The 16,784-nt window shown below is 71.7% G+C and carries 15 protein-coding genes; 6 read left to right on the forward strand and 9 right to left on the reverse strand.

Going from position 1 to position 16,784, the window contains the following annotated elements:
* Nucleotides 1-70: 70 nt before the first annotated feature.
* The 3 genes from dnaE to KCH_RS38730 form a co-directional block, all read right to left on the reverse strand.
* Complete coding sequence (gene dnaE, locus KCH_RS27620; RefSeq protein ID WP_035867445.1) at nt 71-3,622, reverse strand: DNA polymerase III subunit alpha; 3,552 nt, start codon at nt 3,620-3,622, stop codon at nt 71-73.
* Nucleotides 3,623-3,739: 117 nt separating this feature from the next.
* The gene (locus KCH_RS27625; protein WP_035867447.1) at nt 3,740-4,615 is read right to left on the reverse strand and encodes a hypothetical protein; all 876 of its coding nucleotides are present in this window, start codon (nt 4,613-4,615) and stop codon (nt 3,740-3,742) included.
* A gap of 95 nt (nt 4,616-4,710) precedes the next feature.
* Nucleotides 4,711-5,031: an XRE family transcriptional regulator gene (locus KCH_RS38730; RefSeq protein WP_244305455.1), complete on the reverse strand. Its 321-nt coding sequence runs from the start codon at nt 5,029-5,031 to the stop codon at nt 4,711-4,713.
* Here KCH_RS38730 and KCH_RS27635 point away from each other — a divergent pair.
* Nucleotides 5,005-5,562, forward strand: coding sequence for an MBL fold metallo-hydrolase (locus tag KCH_RS27635; protein ID WP_035867452.1), 558 nt, complete (start codon nt 5,005-5,007; stop codon nt 5,560-5,562). The two genes, KCH_RS38730 and KCH_RS27635, sit on opposite strands and share 27 nt — an antisense overlap.
* 15 nt (nt 5,563-5,577) lie before the next feature.
* Here the strand turns inward: KCH_RS27635 and KCH_RS27640 are convergent, their stop codons facing one another.
* Genes KCH_RS27640 through KCH_RS27650 form a run of 3 tightly spaced genes read right to left on the reverse strand, consistent with a single transcriptional unit; the run spans nt 5,578 to nt 8,604 of the window.
* On the reverse strand, nt 5,578-6,402 hold the full coding sequence (locus tag KCH_RS27640) for a carbohydrate ABC transporter permease (RefSeq protein ID WP_035867453.1): 825 nt from the start codon (nt 6,400-6,402) through the stop codon (nt 5,578-5,580).
* Complete coding sequence (locus tag KCH_RS27645) at nt 6,399-7,325, reverse strand: carbohydrate ABC transporter permease (protein WP_051653508.1); 927 nt, start codon at nt 7,323-7,325, stop codon at nt 6,399-6,401. The genes KCH_RS27640 and KCH_RS27645 overlap by 4 nt, the downstream gene beginning before the upstream one ends.
* On the reverse strand, nt 7,315-8,604 hold the full coding sequence (locus tag KCH_RS27650; RefSeq protein WP_244305456.1) for an extracellular solute-binding protein: 1,290 nt from the start codon (nt 8,602-8,604) through the stop codon (nt 7,315-7,317). The genes KCH_RS27645 and KCH_RS27650 overlap by 11 nt, the downstream gene beginning before the upstream one ends.
* A 501-nt stretch (nt 8,605-9,105) precedes the next feature.
* Between KCH_RS27650 and KCH_RS27655 the strand changes: the two genes are divergently transcribed.
* The 3 genes from KCH_RS27655 (at nt 9,106) to KCH_RS47370 (ending at nt 11,537) form a co-directional block, all read left to right on the forward strand.
* Nucleotides 9,106-10,221, forward strand: coding sequence for a lytic polysaccharide monooxygenase (locus tag KCH_RS27655; protein WP_035867455.1), 1,116 nt, complete (start codon nt 9,106-9,108; stop codon nt 10,219-10,221).
* Between the two features lie 93 nt (nt 10,222-10,314).
* On the forward strand, nt 10,315-10,959 hold the full coding sequence (locus KCH_RS47365) for a cellulose binding domain-containing protein (RefSeq protein WP_425268831.1): 645 nt from the start codon (nt 10,315-10,317) through the stop codon (nt 10,957-10,959).
* Nucleotides 10,866-11,537 carry a hypothetical protein gene (locus KCH_RS47370; RefSeq protein ID WP_425268832.1) on the forward strand — a complete coding sequence of 224 codons (672 nt, stop codon included), beginning with the start codon at nt 10,866-10,868 and terminating at the stop codon, nt 11,535-11,537. Before KCH_RS47365 ends, KCH_RS47370 begins: the two co-directional genes overlap by 94 nt.
* A gap of 89 nt (nt 11,538-11,626) precedes the next feature.
* On the opposite strand, the gene KCH_RS27665 is transcribed toward KCH_RS47370, so the two are convergent.
* Nucleotides 11,627-12,178, reverse strand: a complete 552-nt coding sequence (locus KCH_RS27665; protein WP_035867457.1) for a DUF2690 domain-containing protein — start codon at nt 12,176-12,178, stop codon at nt 11,627-11,629.
* A gap of 489 nt (nt 12,179-12,667) precedes the next feature.
* Here KCH_RS27665 and KCH_RS27670 point away from each other — a divergent pair, with 489 nt between their 5' ends.
* A complete protein-coding gene (locus tag KCH_RS27670; RefSeq protein ID WP_035867460.1) occupies nt 12,668-13,459 on the forward strand; it encodes an SDR family NAD(P)-dependent oxidoreductase in 792 nt (263 codons plus the stop codon).
* A 77-nt stretch (nt 13,460-13,536) separates the two neighbouring features.
* On the opposite strand, the gene KCH_RS27675 is transcribed toward KCH_RS27670, so the two are convergent.
* Nucleotides 13,537-14,718, reverse strand: a complete 1,182-nt coding sequence (locus KCH_RS27675; protein ID WP_035867462.1) for an acyl-CoA dehydrogenase family protein — start codon at nt 14,716-14,718, stop codon at nt 13,537-13,539.
* Between the two features lie 263 nt (nt 14,719-14,981).
* Here KCH_RS27675 and KCH_RS27680 point away from each other — a divergent pair, with 263 nt between their 5' ends.
* Entirely contained in the window at nt 14,982-15,665 is a 684-nt protein-coding gene (locus KCH_RS27680; protein WP_244305457.1) for a DUF899 domain-containing protein, read from the forward strand.
* Nucleotides 15,666-15,768: 103 nt separating this feature from the next.
* On the opposite strand, the gene KCH_RS27685 is transcribed toward KCH_RS27680, so the two are convergent.
* On the reverse strand, nt 15,769-16,650 hold the full coding sequence (locus KCH_RS27685; protein ID WP_035867464.1) for an alpha/beta fold hydrolase: 882 nt from the start codon (nt 16,648-16,650) through the stop codon (nt 15,769-15,771).
* Between the last annotated feature and the right edge of the window lie 134 nt (nt 16,651-16,784).

Raw genomic sequence — 16,784 nt, forward strand, 5'->3', positions numbered from 1 at the left:
TGACGCGGAGTCAGGGTCGGTCGGCGGTCCGGGCCTCCTGCCGCGCCGCCGCCGCGTCCGGGTTCGGCGGCTAGACCGTGCCCTGCCAGCAGTGCGGGCCGAGGAAGGTCTTGATGTCGGAGGCGAGGCCGTTGTCGGGGTTCACCGTGAAGCCGAGTTCGTAGAGGGTGTTCTTGTCCCAGCCGGTGGTGAGCAGGCGGATCGGCACGTCGCCGGGGTGGGCCTGGAGGGTGGTCCGGAGTTCGGCGACCACGTCGGGGGTGAGCCGCCCGACGGGGGCGGTGATCTGGACGGGGGGCTTGGTGCCGAGCTCGGCGGAGGAGATGTCGAGGGTGCTGATCTCCTGGCCGAAGATGCTGAGCGAGCCGTCGCGCTCGTTCAGGCGGCCGCGGATGGCGATGACGTTGTCCTCGACCATCTGGGCGGACATCAGCTGGTACGCGGCGGGGAAGAACAGCACCTCGATCGAGCCGTCGCGGTCGGCGAGGGTGATGATCGCCCAGGCGTTGCCGGCCTTGTTGATGCGGCGGTCGACGCCGGTGATCAGGCCGGAGAGCCGGACCTCGCCCTCGGTGCGGCCGGAGCCGAGCAGTTCGACGATCGAGACGTCGCGGTTCTTGGCGAGGATGTGCTCGGCGCCGTCCAGCGGGTGGCTGGAGACGTACAGGCCGAGCATCTCCCGTTCCAGGCCGAGGAGTTGCTTGCGCGGCCACTCGCGGTCGGTGAGCTGGAAGTCCAGACCGATGGCGGGGGTGTCGTCGCCGCCGAGCATCGCGAACAGGTCGTCCTGGCCGATCGCCTGCTGCTTCTTGACGCCGGTGACGGCGTCGATGGCGGTCTCGTGGACGCTGCTGAGCGACAGCCGGGTGTGGCCGAGGGAGTCGAAGGCGCCGGCCTTGATCAGCGAGTCGACGGTGCGCTTGTTGCAGACCACCAGCTCGACCTTGTCGAGGAAGTCGGCGAAGGAGGTGTACTTGCCCTTCTCCGCCCGGGTGGCGACCAGCGACTCGATGACCGGGACGCCGACGTTGCGCACCGCCTTCAGGCCGAACCGGACGTCGCTGCCGACGGCGGTGAAGTCGACGACGGACTCGTTGACGTCCGGGGAGAGGATCCGGATGCCCATCGCCCGGCACTCGGCCAGGTAGACGGCCATCTTGTCCTTGTCGTCCGCGACCGAGGTGAGCAGCGCGGCCATGTACTCGGCCGGGTAGTTCGCCTTCAGGTAGGCGGTCTGGTAGGAGACCAGGCCGTACGCGGCGGAGTGCGATTTGTTGAAGGCGTAGCCGGCGAACGGGACCAGCACGTCCCACACGGCCTGGATCGCCTCGTCCGAGTAGCCGCGCTCCTTGCAGCCCGCGTGGAAGGGGACGAACTCCTTCTCCAGCACCTCCTTCTTCTTCTTGCCCATCGCGCGGCGGAGCAGGTCGGCCTGGCCGAGCGAGTAGCCGGCCAGCACCTGGGCGGCGCGCTGCACCTGCTCCTGATAGACGATCAGGCCGTAGGTGGGGCCGAGGACCTCCTTGAGGGGCTCCTCCAGCTCCGGGTGGATCGGGATGATCTCCTGCTGGGCGTTCTTGCGGAGCGCGTAGTTGGTGTGCGAGTTCATGCCCATCGGGCCGGGCCGGTACAGCGCCGAGACGGCGGAGATGTCGGCGAACTCGGTGGGCTTCATCAGGCGCAGCAGGGCGCGCATCGGGCCGCCGTCGAGCTGGAACACGCCGAGGGTGTCGCCGCGGGCGAGCAGCTGGTAGGTGGTGGGGTCGTCGATCGGGATCTTGTCGATGTCGATGTCGACGCCCCGGTTGGCCTTCACGATCTTGATGCAGTGGTCGATGATGCCCAGGTTCCGCAGACCCAGGAAGTCCATCTTGATCAGGCCCATGGCTTCGCACGACGGGTAGTCGAAGCCGGTGATGATGGTGCCGTCCTTGTCCCGCATGTGCAGCGGGATCAGGTCGAGCAGCGGGGTCGAGGAGAGGATGACCGCCGCCGCGTGCACGCCGGTGCCGCGGATCAGGCCCTCGATGCCGAGGCCGGTGTCGATGATCTTCTTGACGTCCGGCTCGTTCTCGTACAGCGAGCGGATCTCGGTGCCCTCGTTGTACCGGGGGTGCTTCTCGTTGAACAGGTCGGCGAGCGGGACGCCCTTGCCCATCACGTCCGGCGGCATCGCCTTGGTGATCCGGTCGCCCATCGCGAAGGGGTAGCCGAGGATGCGGTTGGCGTCCTTGACGGCGGCCTTCGCCTTGATGGTGCCGAAGGTGTTGACCTGCGCGGTGTACGCGGAGCCGTACTTCTCGGTGACGTAGCGCACCATCTGGTCGCGCTGGCGGTCGTCGAAGTCGATGTCGACGTCCGGGGGGTTGATGCGCTCGGGGTTGAGGAAGCGCTCGAACAGCAGGTCGTGCTCGAGCGGGTCGAGCTGGGTGATGCCGGTCAGGTAGGCGACCATCGAGCCGGCCGCCGAGCCGCGGCCGGGGCCGACCGGGATGCCGTTGTCCCGGCCGTACTGGCAGATGTCGGCGACCACGAGGAAGTAGGCGTCGAACCCCATCGGGGTGATCACGCCCATCTCCAGCTCGACCCGGTCCAGCACCTCCTGGCTCGGGTTGTCGCCGTAGCGGTGCTGCAGGCCGGCGGCGATCTTCTTGCGCAGGAAGGACGCCTGGGTCTCGCCCTCGGGCACGTCGAACTGCGGCATCCGGTCGACGTAGGTGAACACCTCGTCGTACGACTCGATCCGCTCGGCGATGGCGAGGGTGTTGTCGCAGGCCTCGGGGAGCTCGCTGAACAGCGCGCGCATCTCCTCGGCGGTCTTCACGTAGTAGCCGGAGCCGTTGAACTTGAACCGGTTCGGGTCGTCCTTGTTCTTGCCCACGCCGACGCAGAGCAGGCTGTCGTGCGCGTCGGCCTGGTCGGCGGTGACGTAGTGCGAGTCGTTGGTGGCCAGCAGCGGGATGTTCAACTGCTTGGCCAGGCGCAGCAGATCGGCGCGGACGTCCTGCTCGATGGACAGGCCGTGGTCCATCAGCTCCAGGAAGTAGTTCTCCTTGCCGAAGATGTCCTGGTAGGCGGCGGCGGCCTTGACCGCCTCCTCGTACTGGCCGAGCCGCAGCCGGGTCTGCACCTCGCCGGACGGGCAGCCGGTGGTGGCGATGATCCCGGTCGCGTTGGCGGCGATCAGCTCCCGGTCCATCCGGGGCTTCATGTAGTAGCCCTCCATCGACGCGAGGGAGGAGAGCTTGAACAGGTTGCGCAGGCCGGTGGCGTTCTGCGCCCACATGGTCATGTGGGTGTAGCGGCCGCCGCCGGAGACGTCCTTGCCGCCCTCGCCGTCCGCACCGGTGGGGCGCTGCCCGCCGGGGGACCAGAACACCTGCTTCTTCTCGAAGCGCGACCCGGGGGCGACGTACGCCTCGATGCCGATGATCGGCTTCACGGCGGTCTTGGCGGCCGCGTGGAAGAACTCGTACGCGCCGAACATGTTGCCGTGGTCGCTCATCGCGATGGCGGGCATGCCCTGTCTCTCCGCCTCCGCGAAGAGCTTCCCGTTCTTCGCGGCCCCGTCCAGCATCGAGTACTCGGTGTGGACATGCAGGTGGGCGAAGCTGTCGGACACGGCGGTCTGGCTCCTTGCGGAAAAGACGGAAGAGGCACCCACCCTAATGCGACCGCGCCGGGTCGCGGGCACTTCGGCGAGGGTCGGCGGCGCGCGGCCGCGCCCCGGGCGCTCCGGTCAGCCGTCCCGCCGCAGCGGGCGGCTGTCCTCCACGAAGATCCGCAACGCGCCCCGGTGCTCCTCCGCCCGGGCCGTGGCCCGCCCGCCCATGTCCCGGACCTGCACGGTCGTGCGGTCGAAGAAGTCCCGGGAGGCGGACCGCAGGTCGGACAGCGGCAGCTCGCCGTAGTACGCCACCAGCGAGTCGCCCTCGGCGCGCAGGGTGACCTCGAACGACTTCTCCCCGGTCAGCCCCGCCAGTGCCTCGCGGCCGCCGGGCCGCCAGGGCGTCCAGTGGCCGATGAACGGGAGGATCAGCCCGGGGCGGATCCCGCGCGCGTAGTCGACCGCCATCCGCTGGAGCCGGTCCCAGCGCGGCATCAGCAGCCGCAGCTGCCCGACCCAGTACCGGACCTGCCGCCCGTCGGTGACCACGACGGCGTCGCCGCCCTCGTCGTCCGGGTCGAACTCCTCCTCCTCGACCGGGTCGAGCTCGACGAAGGCGTGGCAGCCGACCGGCAGCGGTGACAGCTCGGCCAGGCTGCGCAGCGCCGCGCCGAGCGAGACCAGGTGCCGGTCGTACAGGTAGGCCAGGTGCCGGTCGTGGTCGGTGCCGCCGCGGGCCGGCGGGGCGGCGACGCCGATGGCCTCCGGGTTGTGGGCGTTGTCCGGGCGCGGGACGAGCTGGACGACGACCGGAAGGAGTTCGCCGGCGCGGCCGCCCCGTTCCGTCCCGCGGAGCGCCAGTCGGTCCTGGACGAACGAACGGAGGGTCTCGCGCGGCTTTTCCTCCCGCCACAGCCCCACGCCGATGGCGAACTCGGGATCACCCGCCGGAATCATGGTGATCCCGGATTCGGGGTCGGAGCCGATCGAAGAGGCCGTGACATTCATTTCCTGACGCCCACTCACTGCGTTGAATTCGGACAACCGCGGTCGCCCGACGCTACGCCAGGAACGGGCCGCCGTCAGCGGGCCGCCTCCGGCGGTCAGGCCCGCCGCGAAATGATCATGAGGTATTCGCAGGGCGCGTCCGTCCGGTTGGCGAAGCCGTGGTCCGCGTCCGCCTGGAAGAACACCGAGTCGCCGGTGTGCAGGGTCTCGGTGAGCGCGCCGACGCCGAGGGCGTGGGCGATCTTGGACGCGATGCCGATGGTCGGGCTCTTCTCGCCGCGCTCGACCTCGGACAGCATCGCCCGGCTGACCGTGGACCGGACGGAAAGCTGCTCCAGGGTCAGGCCCGCCTCCTCGCGGTGCCGCCGGACGTTGCCGCCGAACGCGTCATGGAGTTGCTCTCGACCGGCCGGCACCACGCCGCGTTCGCGTTCGGTGGGCTGCGCGTGATCTCGCTGCGGGACGGCTGCATCGACATGCCGCCGACCCGGCTGCGGGACGAACACGGCTGCGCGCTCGGCGAGTTGCCGCCCGCCGCGCCGCTGGCGGGCGACGCCGGGGTGTTCACCGGGCGGCTCGCGCCGCTCCGGGAGCGGGTGGTGCCGGTGTCGCGGGAGGTCGCGATCAACGACTGGGCGACGGCCGTCCCGACGCCGGGCCACACGCCCGGCCACACCGTCTACCGGATCACCGGTGACGCCGGCCGGCTGCTGATCTGGGGCGACACCGTGCACGTCCCCACGCTGCAGTTCGACCGGCCGGAGGTGTCCTGGGAGCTGGACGGCGACCAGCCGCGGGCCCGCGCCGCGCGGGCGGACCTGCTCGAACAGCTGGCCCGCCCGCAGCACTTCGTGGCCGGCGCCCACCTCGACTCGCCCGGCATCGCCCGCGTCACCCCCGCCGGCCGCGGCTACGCGCTGGAGTACCTGGCCCCGCCGATCGGCTGACGGCCCGTCCGCCGCTCAGCCCTTGACCGCCCCGGCCGTGAGGCCGGAGGCGATCTTGCGGTGGACGGCGAGGAAGAACACCACCACGGGCAGCGCGGTCAGCGTGGCGCCCGCCATCAGGCCGCCGTAGTCGGTGCCGAAGCTGGTCTGGAAGGACACCAGCCAGATGCTGACGGTCTGCTTCTGCGGGCTGGACAGCAGCACGTACACCAGCACGTACTCGTTCCAGGCCTGGACGAGGGCGAACACCGAGGTGGCGACGATGCCGGGGGCGAGCAGCGGCAGCACCACCCGGCGGAACGCGCCGAAGCGGCTGCAGCCGTCGATCATCGCCGCCTCCTCCAGTTCGATCGGGACGCCGGCGATGAAGCCGCGCAGCATCCACACCGTGAACGGCAGCGTGAACACCAGGTAGGTGAGGACCACGCCGAGCAGGCTGTCGGTCATGCCGACGTCGTTCAGCAGCAGGTACAGCGGGATGATCAGCGCCGTCAGCGGCACGGTCTGGACGATCAGGACCACCACCACGAAGGCCTTGCGGCCGACGAAGCGGAACCGGGCCAGCGCGAACGCGGCGAGCGCGCCGACCGCCAGCGAGAGCACCACGGTGCCGAGCCCGATGAGCGTGCTGGAGCGGACGTTGGCCCAGAAGGTCTCGGTCCGCAGGGCCCGGGCGAAGTTGTCGAAGGTGGGCCGGCCCGGCCAGAACTCCGGCGGCACCCGGAGGATCTCGGTGGCCGGCCGGAACGCCGTGAGCACCATCCAGTACACCGGGAAGCCGATCACCGCGGCGACCAGCAGCCCCAGCAGGTCGTGCCCCAGCGACCGCCGCCGTCTCATTCGACCTCTCCCGTCCGGAACATCTGACGCAGGTGGACCACCGACCCGGCGAGCAGCAGCACGACGGTGACCAGGGCGATCGCCGCCCCGGCGCTGTACCGGTTGACGGCGAAGGACTCGATGAAGGAGTAGACGCCCAGCAGGTAGTACTCCCGCTCGGGCTGGCCGCCGCGCATCAGCCAGATCTGGTTGAAGACCCCGAAGTCCCAGATCGCCGACAGCGTGGTGACCATCACCAGGACCGGCCGGATCGTCGGCAGCACGACGTGCCGCAGGACCTGGAACGGCCGGGCCCCGTCGAGCACCGCGGACTCCTCCAGTTCGGGCGGGACCTGGGCGAGCGCGGCCCGCAGGGTGATCGCGGCGAACGGCAGCGAGCCCCACACCACGACGGCGACGATCACGGCGAACCCCTGCCAGGGGTCGGTGAACCAGTTGTGGCGGGCCAGGTCGACCCCCGGCAGCCGGGACAGCAGCCAGTTCACCACCCCGTAGTCGGCGTCGAAGAGCCAGCGGAAGACCGACGCGGCGACCATCACCGGCATCGCCCAGACGGTCACCAGCATGCCGGCGATGGTGGCCCGCACCCACGGCGAGGCGCGGTGCATCAGCCGGGCGGTGAACAGCCCGCAGAGCACGGTGAGGGCGACGCACACGGCGGTGAAGACCACCGTGCGCGCCACCACCGTCCAGAAGAACCCGTCGCCGAGGACCCGGCGGAACTGCTCCAGGCCGGCCCACGGCGGGGCCGCGCCGCTGAACAGTTGCTCCCGGGTCATGTCCTGGAAGGCGAGCACCACCATGTCCACCAGCGGGTAGCCGAGCACCAGGAGGAGCGCCAGTGCGGTGGGGGCGATCAGCAGGTAGGGCAGCAGGCGCGGGCGGCGTCGGGTCGGCCGCCGCCCGCTTCCGTCAGCGCTCATTGATGACTTCGTCGATCCGCCGGTCGGCGTCCCGGGTGGCGTCCTGCACCGACGCCTTGCCGTTGGCGATCCGTTCGAGCATCTCGGGCAGCACGTTGGACTTCTCCACCGAGGTCCAGCCCGGCGCGAACGGCGTCATCCAGCCCCCGGTGGCGGCGGCCTGCGCGGACGGGCCGTTGAGGCCGCCGGCGGCGACCTCGGCCAGTTGGGCGGTGTTGTTGGGCAGGGTGTTCGCGGCGATCAGGGTCTGCTGCGACTGCCGGTCGGTGAACAGCCTGATCCAGTCGGCGGCCAGGTCCTGGTGCCCGGACTTCGCGGGCACCGCCAGCGTGGAGCCGCCGAGGAACGGCGGCAGCAGCTTCCCGGACGGGCCGGGGAACGGGAAGGTGGCGAACTTGCCCTTCAACTTCGGGTCGCCGCCGGAGCGTTCGTCGGCGGCGGCGTCCGCCTCCCAGGTGTTGCCGTAGAACACGCCGACCCGGCCCTGGCCGACGACGCCCGGCTGGTCGCCGTTGTCCTTGGCGCGGTCGCCGACGTAGTAGGCGTCGATCAGCCGCTTCCACTCGGTGAGCCCGGCGACCGAGTTCGGGGAGGACAGCGAGGCCTTCCAGCGGTCGCCGTCCTTCACCGCGATCTCGCCGCCCGCGTCCTTCACGAACGCCATGGCCGCGTACCAGTAGCGGCCGGGCAGGTACAGGGCCGAGAAGTTCGGGTCCGCGGCGCCGTGGGAGGCCTTCAACCGGTCCAGGGCGGAGAGGAGTTCGGAGTAGGTCTTCGGTGCGCCCGGCACGCCCGCCTGCGTGAAGTAGTCGGTGCGGTAGATGCCGACCCGGGCGCCGACGTAGTACGGCACGCAGTACGTCTTCCCGTGATCGCGGCACGCGTCGGCGAGCGCCGGCAGCCAGGCGCCCGACTGGTCGTAGCCGGCCGGGTCGAGGGCGGCGAACGCGCCGTTGACGATGTAGTTGGTGGTCTCGCTGTTGCCCATCTCCACCACGTCGGGCACGTTCTTCCCGGCGAGGACGGCGTCCAGCTTCTGGTTCTTGGTCGTCCACTGCTGGTACTGGACCTCGACCCGGACCCCGGGGTGGTCCTTGGCGAAGCGGTCATTGGTGGACCGGACCAATTCCGGCCAGCTCTCCTGGGCGTCGACGGCCAGCCACACCGTCAGCCTGCCGCCGGCGCCGGAGCCGCCTCCCGAGCCGGAACCGCACCCGGTGGCGGCCAGGGCCAGCAGCAGGGCGAGAGCGGCAGGCCGGTAACGCGCGCGCATGGTCATGGGAATCTCCAACTTCGCTGTGGGGGTGCTGATCTGAGTACCCATCAGCGAAGTCGCTCTTGCAAAGGTCTAGACATTTGGCCGGAAGATGACCTTCAGTGGCCCGTGGACCGCGGGTCGTGCGTGTGGAGTGGATCGGGCGGTGGCGGGGCGGCGGGCACCTCCCTTCCGGGGTGAACGTTTCACGGGGCGGCCCGGCGGATCCGGAGGTGCCCGGGGGCGGTGCGGCCTGGGCGGGAGGCCCGGCCTGGGCGGGTTTCGGCAGCCTGCGGGGCCGGGGGAGGGGTCGGAGGCAACTCGGCCGCGGACAGGCAGAGTTGATCCGCCCGGAGGCCCGGAGACGGTCCGTTTACACGTACTTGACGGGCCATTACGTTGGGCGGTGGGAGCGCTCCCAACTGTGGGTCGCTGCTGGCATGAGCATGGATTTCCCCCAGTCAGGCAGCCTGCCCGGGCGGGACGGCACGGGCAGGTCCCATCCACCGAGGCGGTGAAGGTTTCATGTCACAACGCAAGATCATCTCGATCGGTGCGGCCCTCGCGACGACGCTCGCCACGATCTGCGCCCTGCTGCTGGGCCAGGCCCCGGCGAGCGCGCACGGGGTGGCGATGGTCCCGGGTTCGCGGACGTACCTGTGCTACCAGGACGCGCGCACCGCGAACGGCGCGCTGACGCCCACCAACCCGGCCTGCCAGGCCGCCGTGGCGCAGAGCGGCACGACCCCGCTCTACAACTGGTTCGCGGTGCTGGACTCCGCGGCCAACGGCCGCGGCCAGGGCTACGTCCCGGACGGCACCCTGTGCAGCGCCGGCAACAAGTCCCCCTACGACTTCTCCGCGTTCAACGCGCCCCGCGACGACTGGCCCAAGACGCACCTCACGGCCGGCGCCACGATCGAGGTCGACTACTCCAACTGGGCCGCGCACCCGGGTGAGTTCAGGGTCTACCTGACCAAGCAGGGCTGGTCCCCGACCACCCCGCTGGCCTGGGCCGACCTGAGCCTGCTCACCACCGTCGCCAACCCCTCGCAGGTGGGCACCCCCGGCACGGACGGCGGGCACTACTACTGGAACCTGACCCTCCCGTCGGGCCGCAGCGGCGCCGCCGAGATGCTCATCCAGTGGGTCCGCTCGGACAGCCCGGAGAACTTCTTCTCCTGCTCCGACCTGGTCTTCGACGGCGGCAAGGGCGAGGTGACGGGCATTCACCTGCCGACCTCCTCGGCCTCGCCGAGCACGTCGCCCAGCACCTCGCCGAGCGGCTCCCCGTCCTCCTCGCCCTCGCCCTCGCCCTCCGGCTCGATGCCGAGCAGCGGCTGCATGGCGATGTACAGCGTGGTCGGCTCCTGGGGCGGCGGGTTCCAGGCCTCGGTGGAGGTGATGAACCACAACTCGACGCCGATCAACTCCTGGACGCTCAAGTGGCAGACGGGATCCGGCACCACGATCACCAGCCTGTGGAACGGGGCGCTGACCACCTCCGGCACCAACGTGACGGTGCAGAACGCGGCGTACAACGGCACCATCGCCGCGAACTCCAGCACCACTTTCGGCTTCACCGCGAACTCCACCGGCAACAACTTCCCGACCGGCTCCATCTCCTGCACCGCCTCGTGACCCCCGCGCCCGGACCGGGCCCGCCGCCCCCGGCAGGCCCGGTCCGGGGCCTGCGAGCCCGGACAACACACCGACGACGTAAGGAGGTTCGGCATGGTGCGACGTGATGCGAGCGGCCGGAGGGCGGTGCTCACCGGGTTCGCCGTGCTCGCGGTGGTGCTCGGACTGCTGTCCGGGTTCGGCCCGCGCCCGGCCTGGGGCGCGGGCAGCGCCGCCTGCCAGGTCTCGTGGACCGCGAGCGAGTGGACCGGCGGCTTCACCGCGCAGGTGAACGTCACCAACTCGGGTGCGGCGGTCAGCAGTTGGAACCTGACCTGGACGTTCACCGGCGGACAGCAGGTGACCTCGGCCTGGAACGCGCAGGTGAGCCGGAACGGAGCTGTCGTCACCGCGAGCAGCCTGGCCTACAACGGCTCCGTCCCCAGCGGCGGTTCGGTGGCCTTCGGGCTGCAGGGCACGTGGTCCGGCAGCAACCCCGCCCCCACCGACTTCGCCTTCAACGGCGCCTCCTGCCAAGGCGGTTCGGGCAGCGCCTCGCCGACCCCCAGTGCCAGTGCCAGTGCCAGCAGCAGTCCCAGCCCCAGCCCGTCCCCCAGCCCTTCGCCCAGCCCCTCGTCGAGCGGCGGGCCGGCTGCTCCGGGGCCGTGGTCTGCTCGGGCTTCGAGGACCAGAGCGGCAGCACCCCGACCGGCGACTGGACCGTCTCCGCGCCCGACTGCTCGGGCACCGGCACGGTGACGGTCGACACCGCGGTCGCGCACAGCGGAGGTCGCTCGCTGCGGGTCAACGGCCAGGCCGGCTACTGCAACCACGTGTTCGCGGCCACCACCCGGAACATCTCGGCCGTCGGCCCCGTGGTCCACGTCCGGTACTGGGTCCGGCACACCACCGCGCTGCCCGCCGACCACATCGCCATGGTCGCCATGGAGGACGCCGCCAACGGCAACAAGCACCTGCGGCTGGGCGGCCAGAACGGCGCCCTGCAGTGGAACCGCGAGTCCGACGACGCCACGCTGCCCGCGCAGAGCCCGGCCGGCGTCGCGCAGAGCGTGCCGCTGCCGCTCAACCAGTGGGTCTGCGTCCGGTACGCGATCGACACCACCAAGCAGTCCATGGACACCTGGCTGAACGAGCAGCAGGTCCCCGGCCTGCACAACGACGGCGTCCCCACCGCGGACATCGACCAGCAGTGGCTGAGCCGCACCACCCCGCCGCGCCCGACCACCCTGCAACTCGGCTGGGAGGCCTACGGCAACGGCGCCGACACCCTCTGGTACGACGACGTGGCCCTCGGGTCCGCGCCGATCGCCTGCTGATCCCGGCCCGCCGCCAGGACGGCGGGTGCCCGGCCACGTGCGCGCGCACGTGGCCGGGCACCCGCGTCACGGCCGTCGCCGCGGGTGCGTCACACCCACGGGCCGCAGCCGCCCCAGCTGGCCGCGTCGTCGGCGCAGGCCTCCGACGCGCCGGGCGAGTAGAGCATGTCGGTGTAGAACGCGCCCCAGTAGCCGGAGCTGTCCAGCCAGTGGCGGTACGCCTGGTGGGCGCCGTCGGCCTGGCGCCACACGAAGACCGTGGCGTAGCCGGAGTAGCCCGTGGAGACGACGCGCCCCCAGTTGCTCTGGCACCTCGGCGACCACCACAGCTCGACCTTCACGGCCGCGGGCCCGCCGCCGTAGTTGCTGTCGTAGCGCGGGACGATCGGGTAACTCCGCACCACGAAGGCGTCGTTGAGGCAGGTGCCGCCGTCGGCCGCGGCGTCCGCGCCGTCGCAGTTGGCCGCGCTCGGGCTCGCGGCGCAGGCCGCGGCCGAGGCCGCGTGGGCCGCCGGCGCGCCGGCGGTGAACTGGGCGGCGAGGGCGAGCAGTGCGGCGCCGCCCGCCAGCAGCGCGCGGCGTGCCCGGCCACCCGACGTCTCCTGCGGGCCCGTCGTGGCCCGCCTGTTCCGGATGCGCATGGTTCCTCCCTGCACTGGTCTGTCCGGGCGGGTGCCTCCGGCCCGGGCCGGTCAGGGGAGCCGGCCCCGGCGAGGGCCATTGCAGCGGGGCGCGGGAGCGCCGGACAAGGGCGGCCGGAGCGGTGGTGAACGCGGCCGGACAAGCGGGCCGGAAAGCGTCAGGCCGTCGGCCGCGGCGCGTCGACCTGGCCGAACAACGCCGAACAATCGGACGAACAGCCCGGCCGGCGGCCGGAGCCGACGGCCGCTCGGGCCGGTGGGGGAACGCGTGTTCGTCAGCCTGCGGCCGGGCCGGTGCGCCTTCCGGGGCGCGCTGCGCGGACGGCTTTGACCTGCGGCGGTGTGCGGGCGGCGGGGCGGCGGCGGGCGCTCCCGGGTTGCGGGGCGGTGGGGCGTGCCTAGCGTGGATCGGACGTGCCCGCTGTTGCGGCGGCCGCGAGGTCCGCGGGCCGGCGAGGCTCGGCCCGCCCCAGGGGAAGGTGAGATCCGATGGAGAGTCTGCTGACCGGCCGGACGGCGGTCGTGTACGGGGCGGGGTCGATCGGCGGCGCCGTGGCCAAGGCGTTCGTCCGGGAGGGCGCCCGGGTGTTCGTGGCCGGCCGCGGCGAGGCCGCGCTGAAGCAGCTGGCCCACGACGTGGAGTCCGAGGGCGGCTCGCTGGAGACCGCGCAGGTCGACGCGCTGGACCGGGAAGCGGTCGAGGCGTTCCTGGACTCGGTGGTGCAGCGGACCGGCGGCCTGGACGTGTCGTTCTGCGCGACGTCCACCCGGCGGCCGGGCGGCGAGCAGGGCGCGGCGCTCGGTGAGCTGTCCTTCGAGGACTTCTCGCTGCCGATCATCGACTTCACCAAGGCGCAGTTCGTGACCGCCAACGCGGCGGCCGCGCGGATGGTGCCGCGGGGCCGGGGCGTGGTCCTGATGATGACCGCGCTGCCCTCCCAGGTGCCGTTCCCGTACACGGCCGGCTTCGGCCCGGCCTGGGCCGCGGTGGAGGCGTTCTCCCGGACGCTCGCGGCGGAGCTCGGGCCGGACGGGGTGCGGGTGGTGTGCCTGCACTCGGCCGGGTCGCCGGGGGCGGCGCAGACCACGCTGGCGGCCGACCTGCCCGAGCTGCCGGCCCGGGCGGCGGGCTGGCAGCAGCGCGCCGAGGCCCGCAACCTGCTGGGCCGCTGGCCGTCGTTGGAGGACGTCGGCAACATGGCGGCGTTCATGGCCTCGGACCTGGCCGCCGTGACGACCGGCACCACGGTCGACCTGAGCGGCGGCATGGTGAACCACTGACCGACCGCGGCCCCGGCCCGGGCCCGGCGCTCCCGGCGGGGAGCGGCGGGCCGGTTCGCGTCCGGCCGTGCGTCCGGTCAGATGTACAGGGTGTTGGGCTCCAGGCCGCACAGGACCCGGCCGTAGAGCTCGGCGTTGGTGTCCGGGTTGATGAGGGCGTGCAGGGCGACCGCCTGGATGTCGCGGGCGATCTTCTGCAGCGGCACGTCGAGGTAGATGGAGCTGCCGCCGCTGATGCTGACCAGGGTGTCGACGGCGTGCTTGGCGAGCCGGGTCGCCTCGCCCTGGTCGTTGCGGACCTGGGCGCGCTCCTCCAGCTTCCACGCCTCGCCGCTCGCGGCCTTGGCGTCCACGGTGGCGGCGGCCCGGCGGGCGTGGAACTCCGCCTGGTCGATGCTGTTGACGGCCTCGGCGACCCGCAGGTGGGTGATCGGGGCCTCGTTCTGCGCGGTGTAGTCGGTGTAGGTGATCTTCCGGCCGGGCAGCCGCTCGAAGAACACCTCGCGGGCGGCCTTGGCCAGGCCGACCGCGACGCCGACGCCGGAGGCCGCCGCGACCAGCGAGGCGGGGGTGCGCCACACCGGGGAGTCGGCGTTGGCGTGGGACAGGCCCTGCGGGCGCATGGCGGCGCCCATCGGGATGATGCGGTGCTCGGGGATGAACAGGTCCTCGGCGACGGTGGTGACGCTGCCGGTGCCGCGCAGCGCGACGGTGTGCCAGTCGTCGACGATCGACAGGTCGGTCATCGGGACCAGCGCCATGATCGGCTCGGGCTCGGCGTCCGGGCGGATCAGGATCGCGGCGATCTCCTGCCAGCCGGCGTGCCAGGCGCCGCTGACGAACTTCCAGGAGCCGTTGAGCAGGATGCCGCCCTCGGTCGGAACGGCCGTGCCGGTGGGGCTGTTGGTGCCGCAGACCCGGGGGGCAGCGGAGGTGAAGACCTCGTCCTGGGCGCTGTCCGGGAACAGGCCGGCGATCCAGGTCGGGATCCAGAAGACGGACGAGGTCCAGGCGATGGCGCCGTCGGCGCGGCCGAGCTCCATCGCGACCTCCACCAGGGTGCTGGTGTCGCACTCGTAGCCGCCGTGGCGGACCGGCGTCCGGAGCCGGAAGACGCCGGCCTCGGCGAGGGCCGCGACGGTCTCCTCGCTCAGCCGGCGGTTCTCCTCGGACCAGGCGGCCTGCTCGCGGAGGACCGGCACCAGCGCGGAGACCCGCTCGACGATTTCTTCCCGGGTCGGTATTCCGGTGGACGACATGATTTCCTCCTGGGCGGTTCGGTGGCGGGGGGTGACCGGACCGGAGTTTCCATTCACGCGGTCACCGGGAAACGATTTCACCGAACGGGAAGGAGCGGCCTCTTCTGAATTGCCCGACCCCTCCGGGCGGTGTTCCGGGTTGCGCAACAAGGAAGAAGGAAACGGTGTTCGGGCGTGTCACGGTGGTCCCAGCAACGACCCCGGCCGCCGATTTCCGGCGGCGGCACCGCAGCCTGGAGGCCCGCGTGGAACTGTCCCCCGTCGTGACGAAAGAAGAGTGGCTCGCCGCCCGCAAGGAACTGCTGGAGCAGGAGAAGGAGCTCACCCGGCTGCGTGACGCGGTCTCCGCGTCCCGGCGCGCGCTGCCGCGGGTGCGGATCGAGAAGGAGTACGTGTTCGAGGCGCCCGGGGCGTCGGTCACGCTGCTCGACCTCTTCCAGGGCCGGCGGCAGCTGATCGTCCGTCACTTCATGTTCGACCCGGCGTGGGAGGAGGGCTGCCCCGGCTGCTCGATGCAGGCCGACTCGGTGGGGCACCTGGCCCACATGCACAACCGCGACACCTCCTTCGTGATGGTGGCCCGGGCGCCGATCGCCAAGATCGAGGCCTTCCGGGCGCGGATGGGCTGGGACCTGCCGTTCGTCTCCTCGCACGGCACCGACTTCAACAGCGACTTCCACGTGACCACCGAGAAGGGCGAACTCCCGGGCGTGAGTTCGTTCCTGCGCGAGGGCGACGCGGTCTACCACACCAACTCGGTGTACGACCGCGGCAGCGAGGTCACCCTGAACACCTACAACTACCTGGAGATGACCCTGCTGGGCCGTCAGGAAGAGGGTCTGGAGCGCCCCTGGGACTGGTGGCGCCACCACGACCGCTACGACGACGCGAACGCCAAGGGCCCGGGCGAGAACTGGTGGAACGGCCAGGACAAGTTCAGTTCCTGAGCCGAGGCGTCGTCCGGCCGCCGAGCCCCGACGCGTCCGACGGAACGGCCCGGGTGGCCGGCCCCAGTGGCCGGCCACCCGGGCCGTTCCGTCACACCGTCGTTCAGAGTTCGCCGGCCAGGAAGCGCAGGATCAGGCGGTTCACCTCGGCGGGCTTCTCGACCAGGCCGACGTGGCCGGCGCCCTGCACCACCTCGGCGTGCGAGCCCTCCGGCAGGCCGTCGAGGATGGCGGCCAGCGTGGCGTCGGTGATCGCGAAGCTCGGGTCCTCGGAGCCGAACAGGTTGAGGGTGGGCCGGCTCGGCGGGGCGCCCCAGACGGCGGCGTGCTCCTGCACCCAGTCCGGGGTGCCGAAGCGGTCCGGCGGGAAGGCCGTCCGGTACAGGGCGAGGGCCGCGGCCAGGTTCTCGGGGGCGCGGAGGGCGTCCTTGGCGTGCTTCAGGTCCTCGGTGGCGTCGAAGCCGTCCGCCGTGAACTTGCGGTAGATCCAGTCGAGGTAGGCGAGGTCGTCGGCGGCGACGACCTGCTCGGCGACCGCGGTCTGGAAGAACCAGAAGTGGCTGAGCGCGTCGGTGCCCTGCGGGGTGAGGACCATCGGCCCGAACACCGGCAGCGGGGGGACGTCGCAGACCACGACCTTCGACCAGCGGTCCCCGTCCTGGGCCGCGCCCCACACCGCGGGGGCGCTGAAGTCGTGCCCGACCAGGACGGCGTCGCCGTCCCCGCCGAGCGCCTCGTGCAGGCCGTTGACGTCGGCGATCAGGTCGGCGACGCCGAAGGAGCCGTTCGGGGGGAGCGTGCTGGGGGCGAAGCCGCGCAGGTAGGGGGCGACGGCGCGGTAGCCCGCCCCGGCGAGCGCCGGCATCAGGTACCGGTAGGTCGCCGGCGACATCGGGAAGCCGTGCATCAGCAGGGCCAGCGGGCCCTCGCCCTGTTCCAGGTAGGCGAAGTCGATTTCGTTGACGGTGATTCTGTTGACTGTCACGGTCGGGTTCCGTTCCTCGGGGCGGAATGGGAATGCGTGCGACGTCCGGGCGGAATTCGTCCGCCCGGTGCCGGCGGCGACGGAGCGGGCCCCGCGGAATGTCCGCGGGGCCGCTCCGCCGATCGCTCTCCGAT

Source organism: Kitasatospora cheerisanensis KCTC 2395 (assembly GCF_000696185.1).
Lineage (GTDB): Bacteria > Actinomycetota > Actinomycetes > Streptomycetales > Streptomycetaceae > Kitasatospora > Kitasatospora cheerisanensis.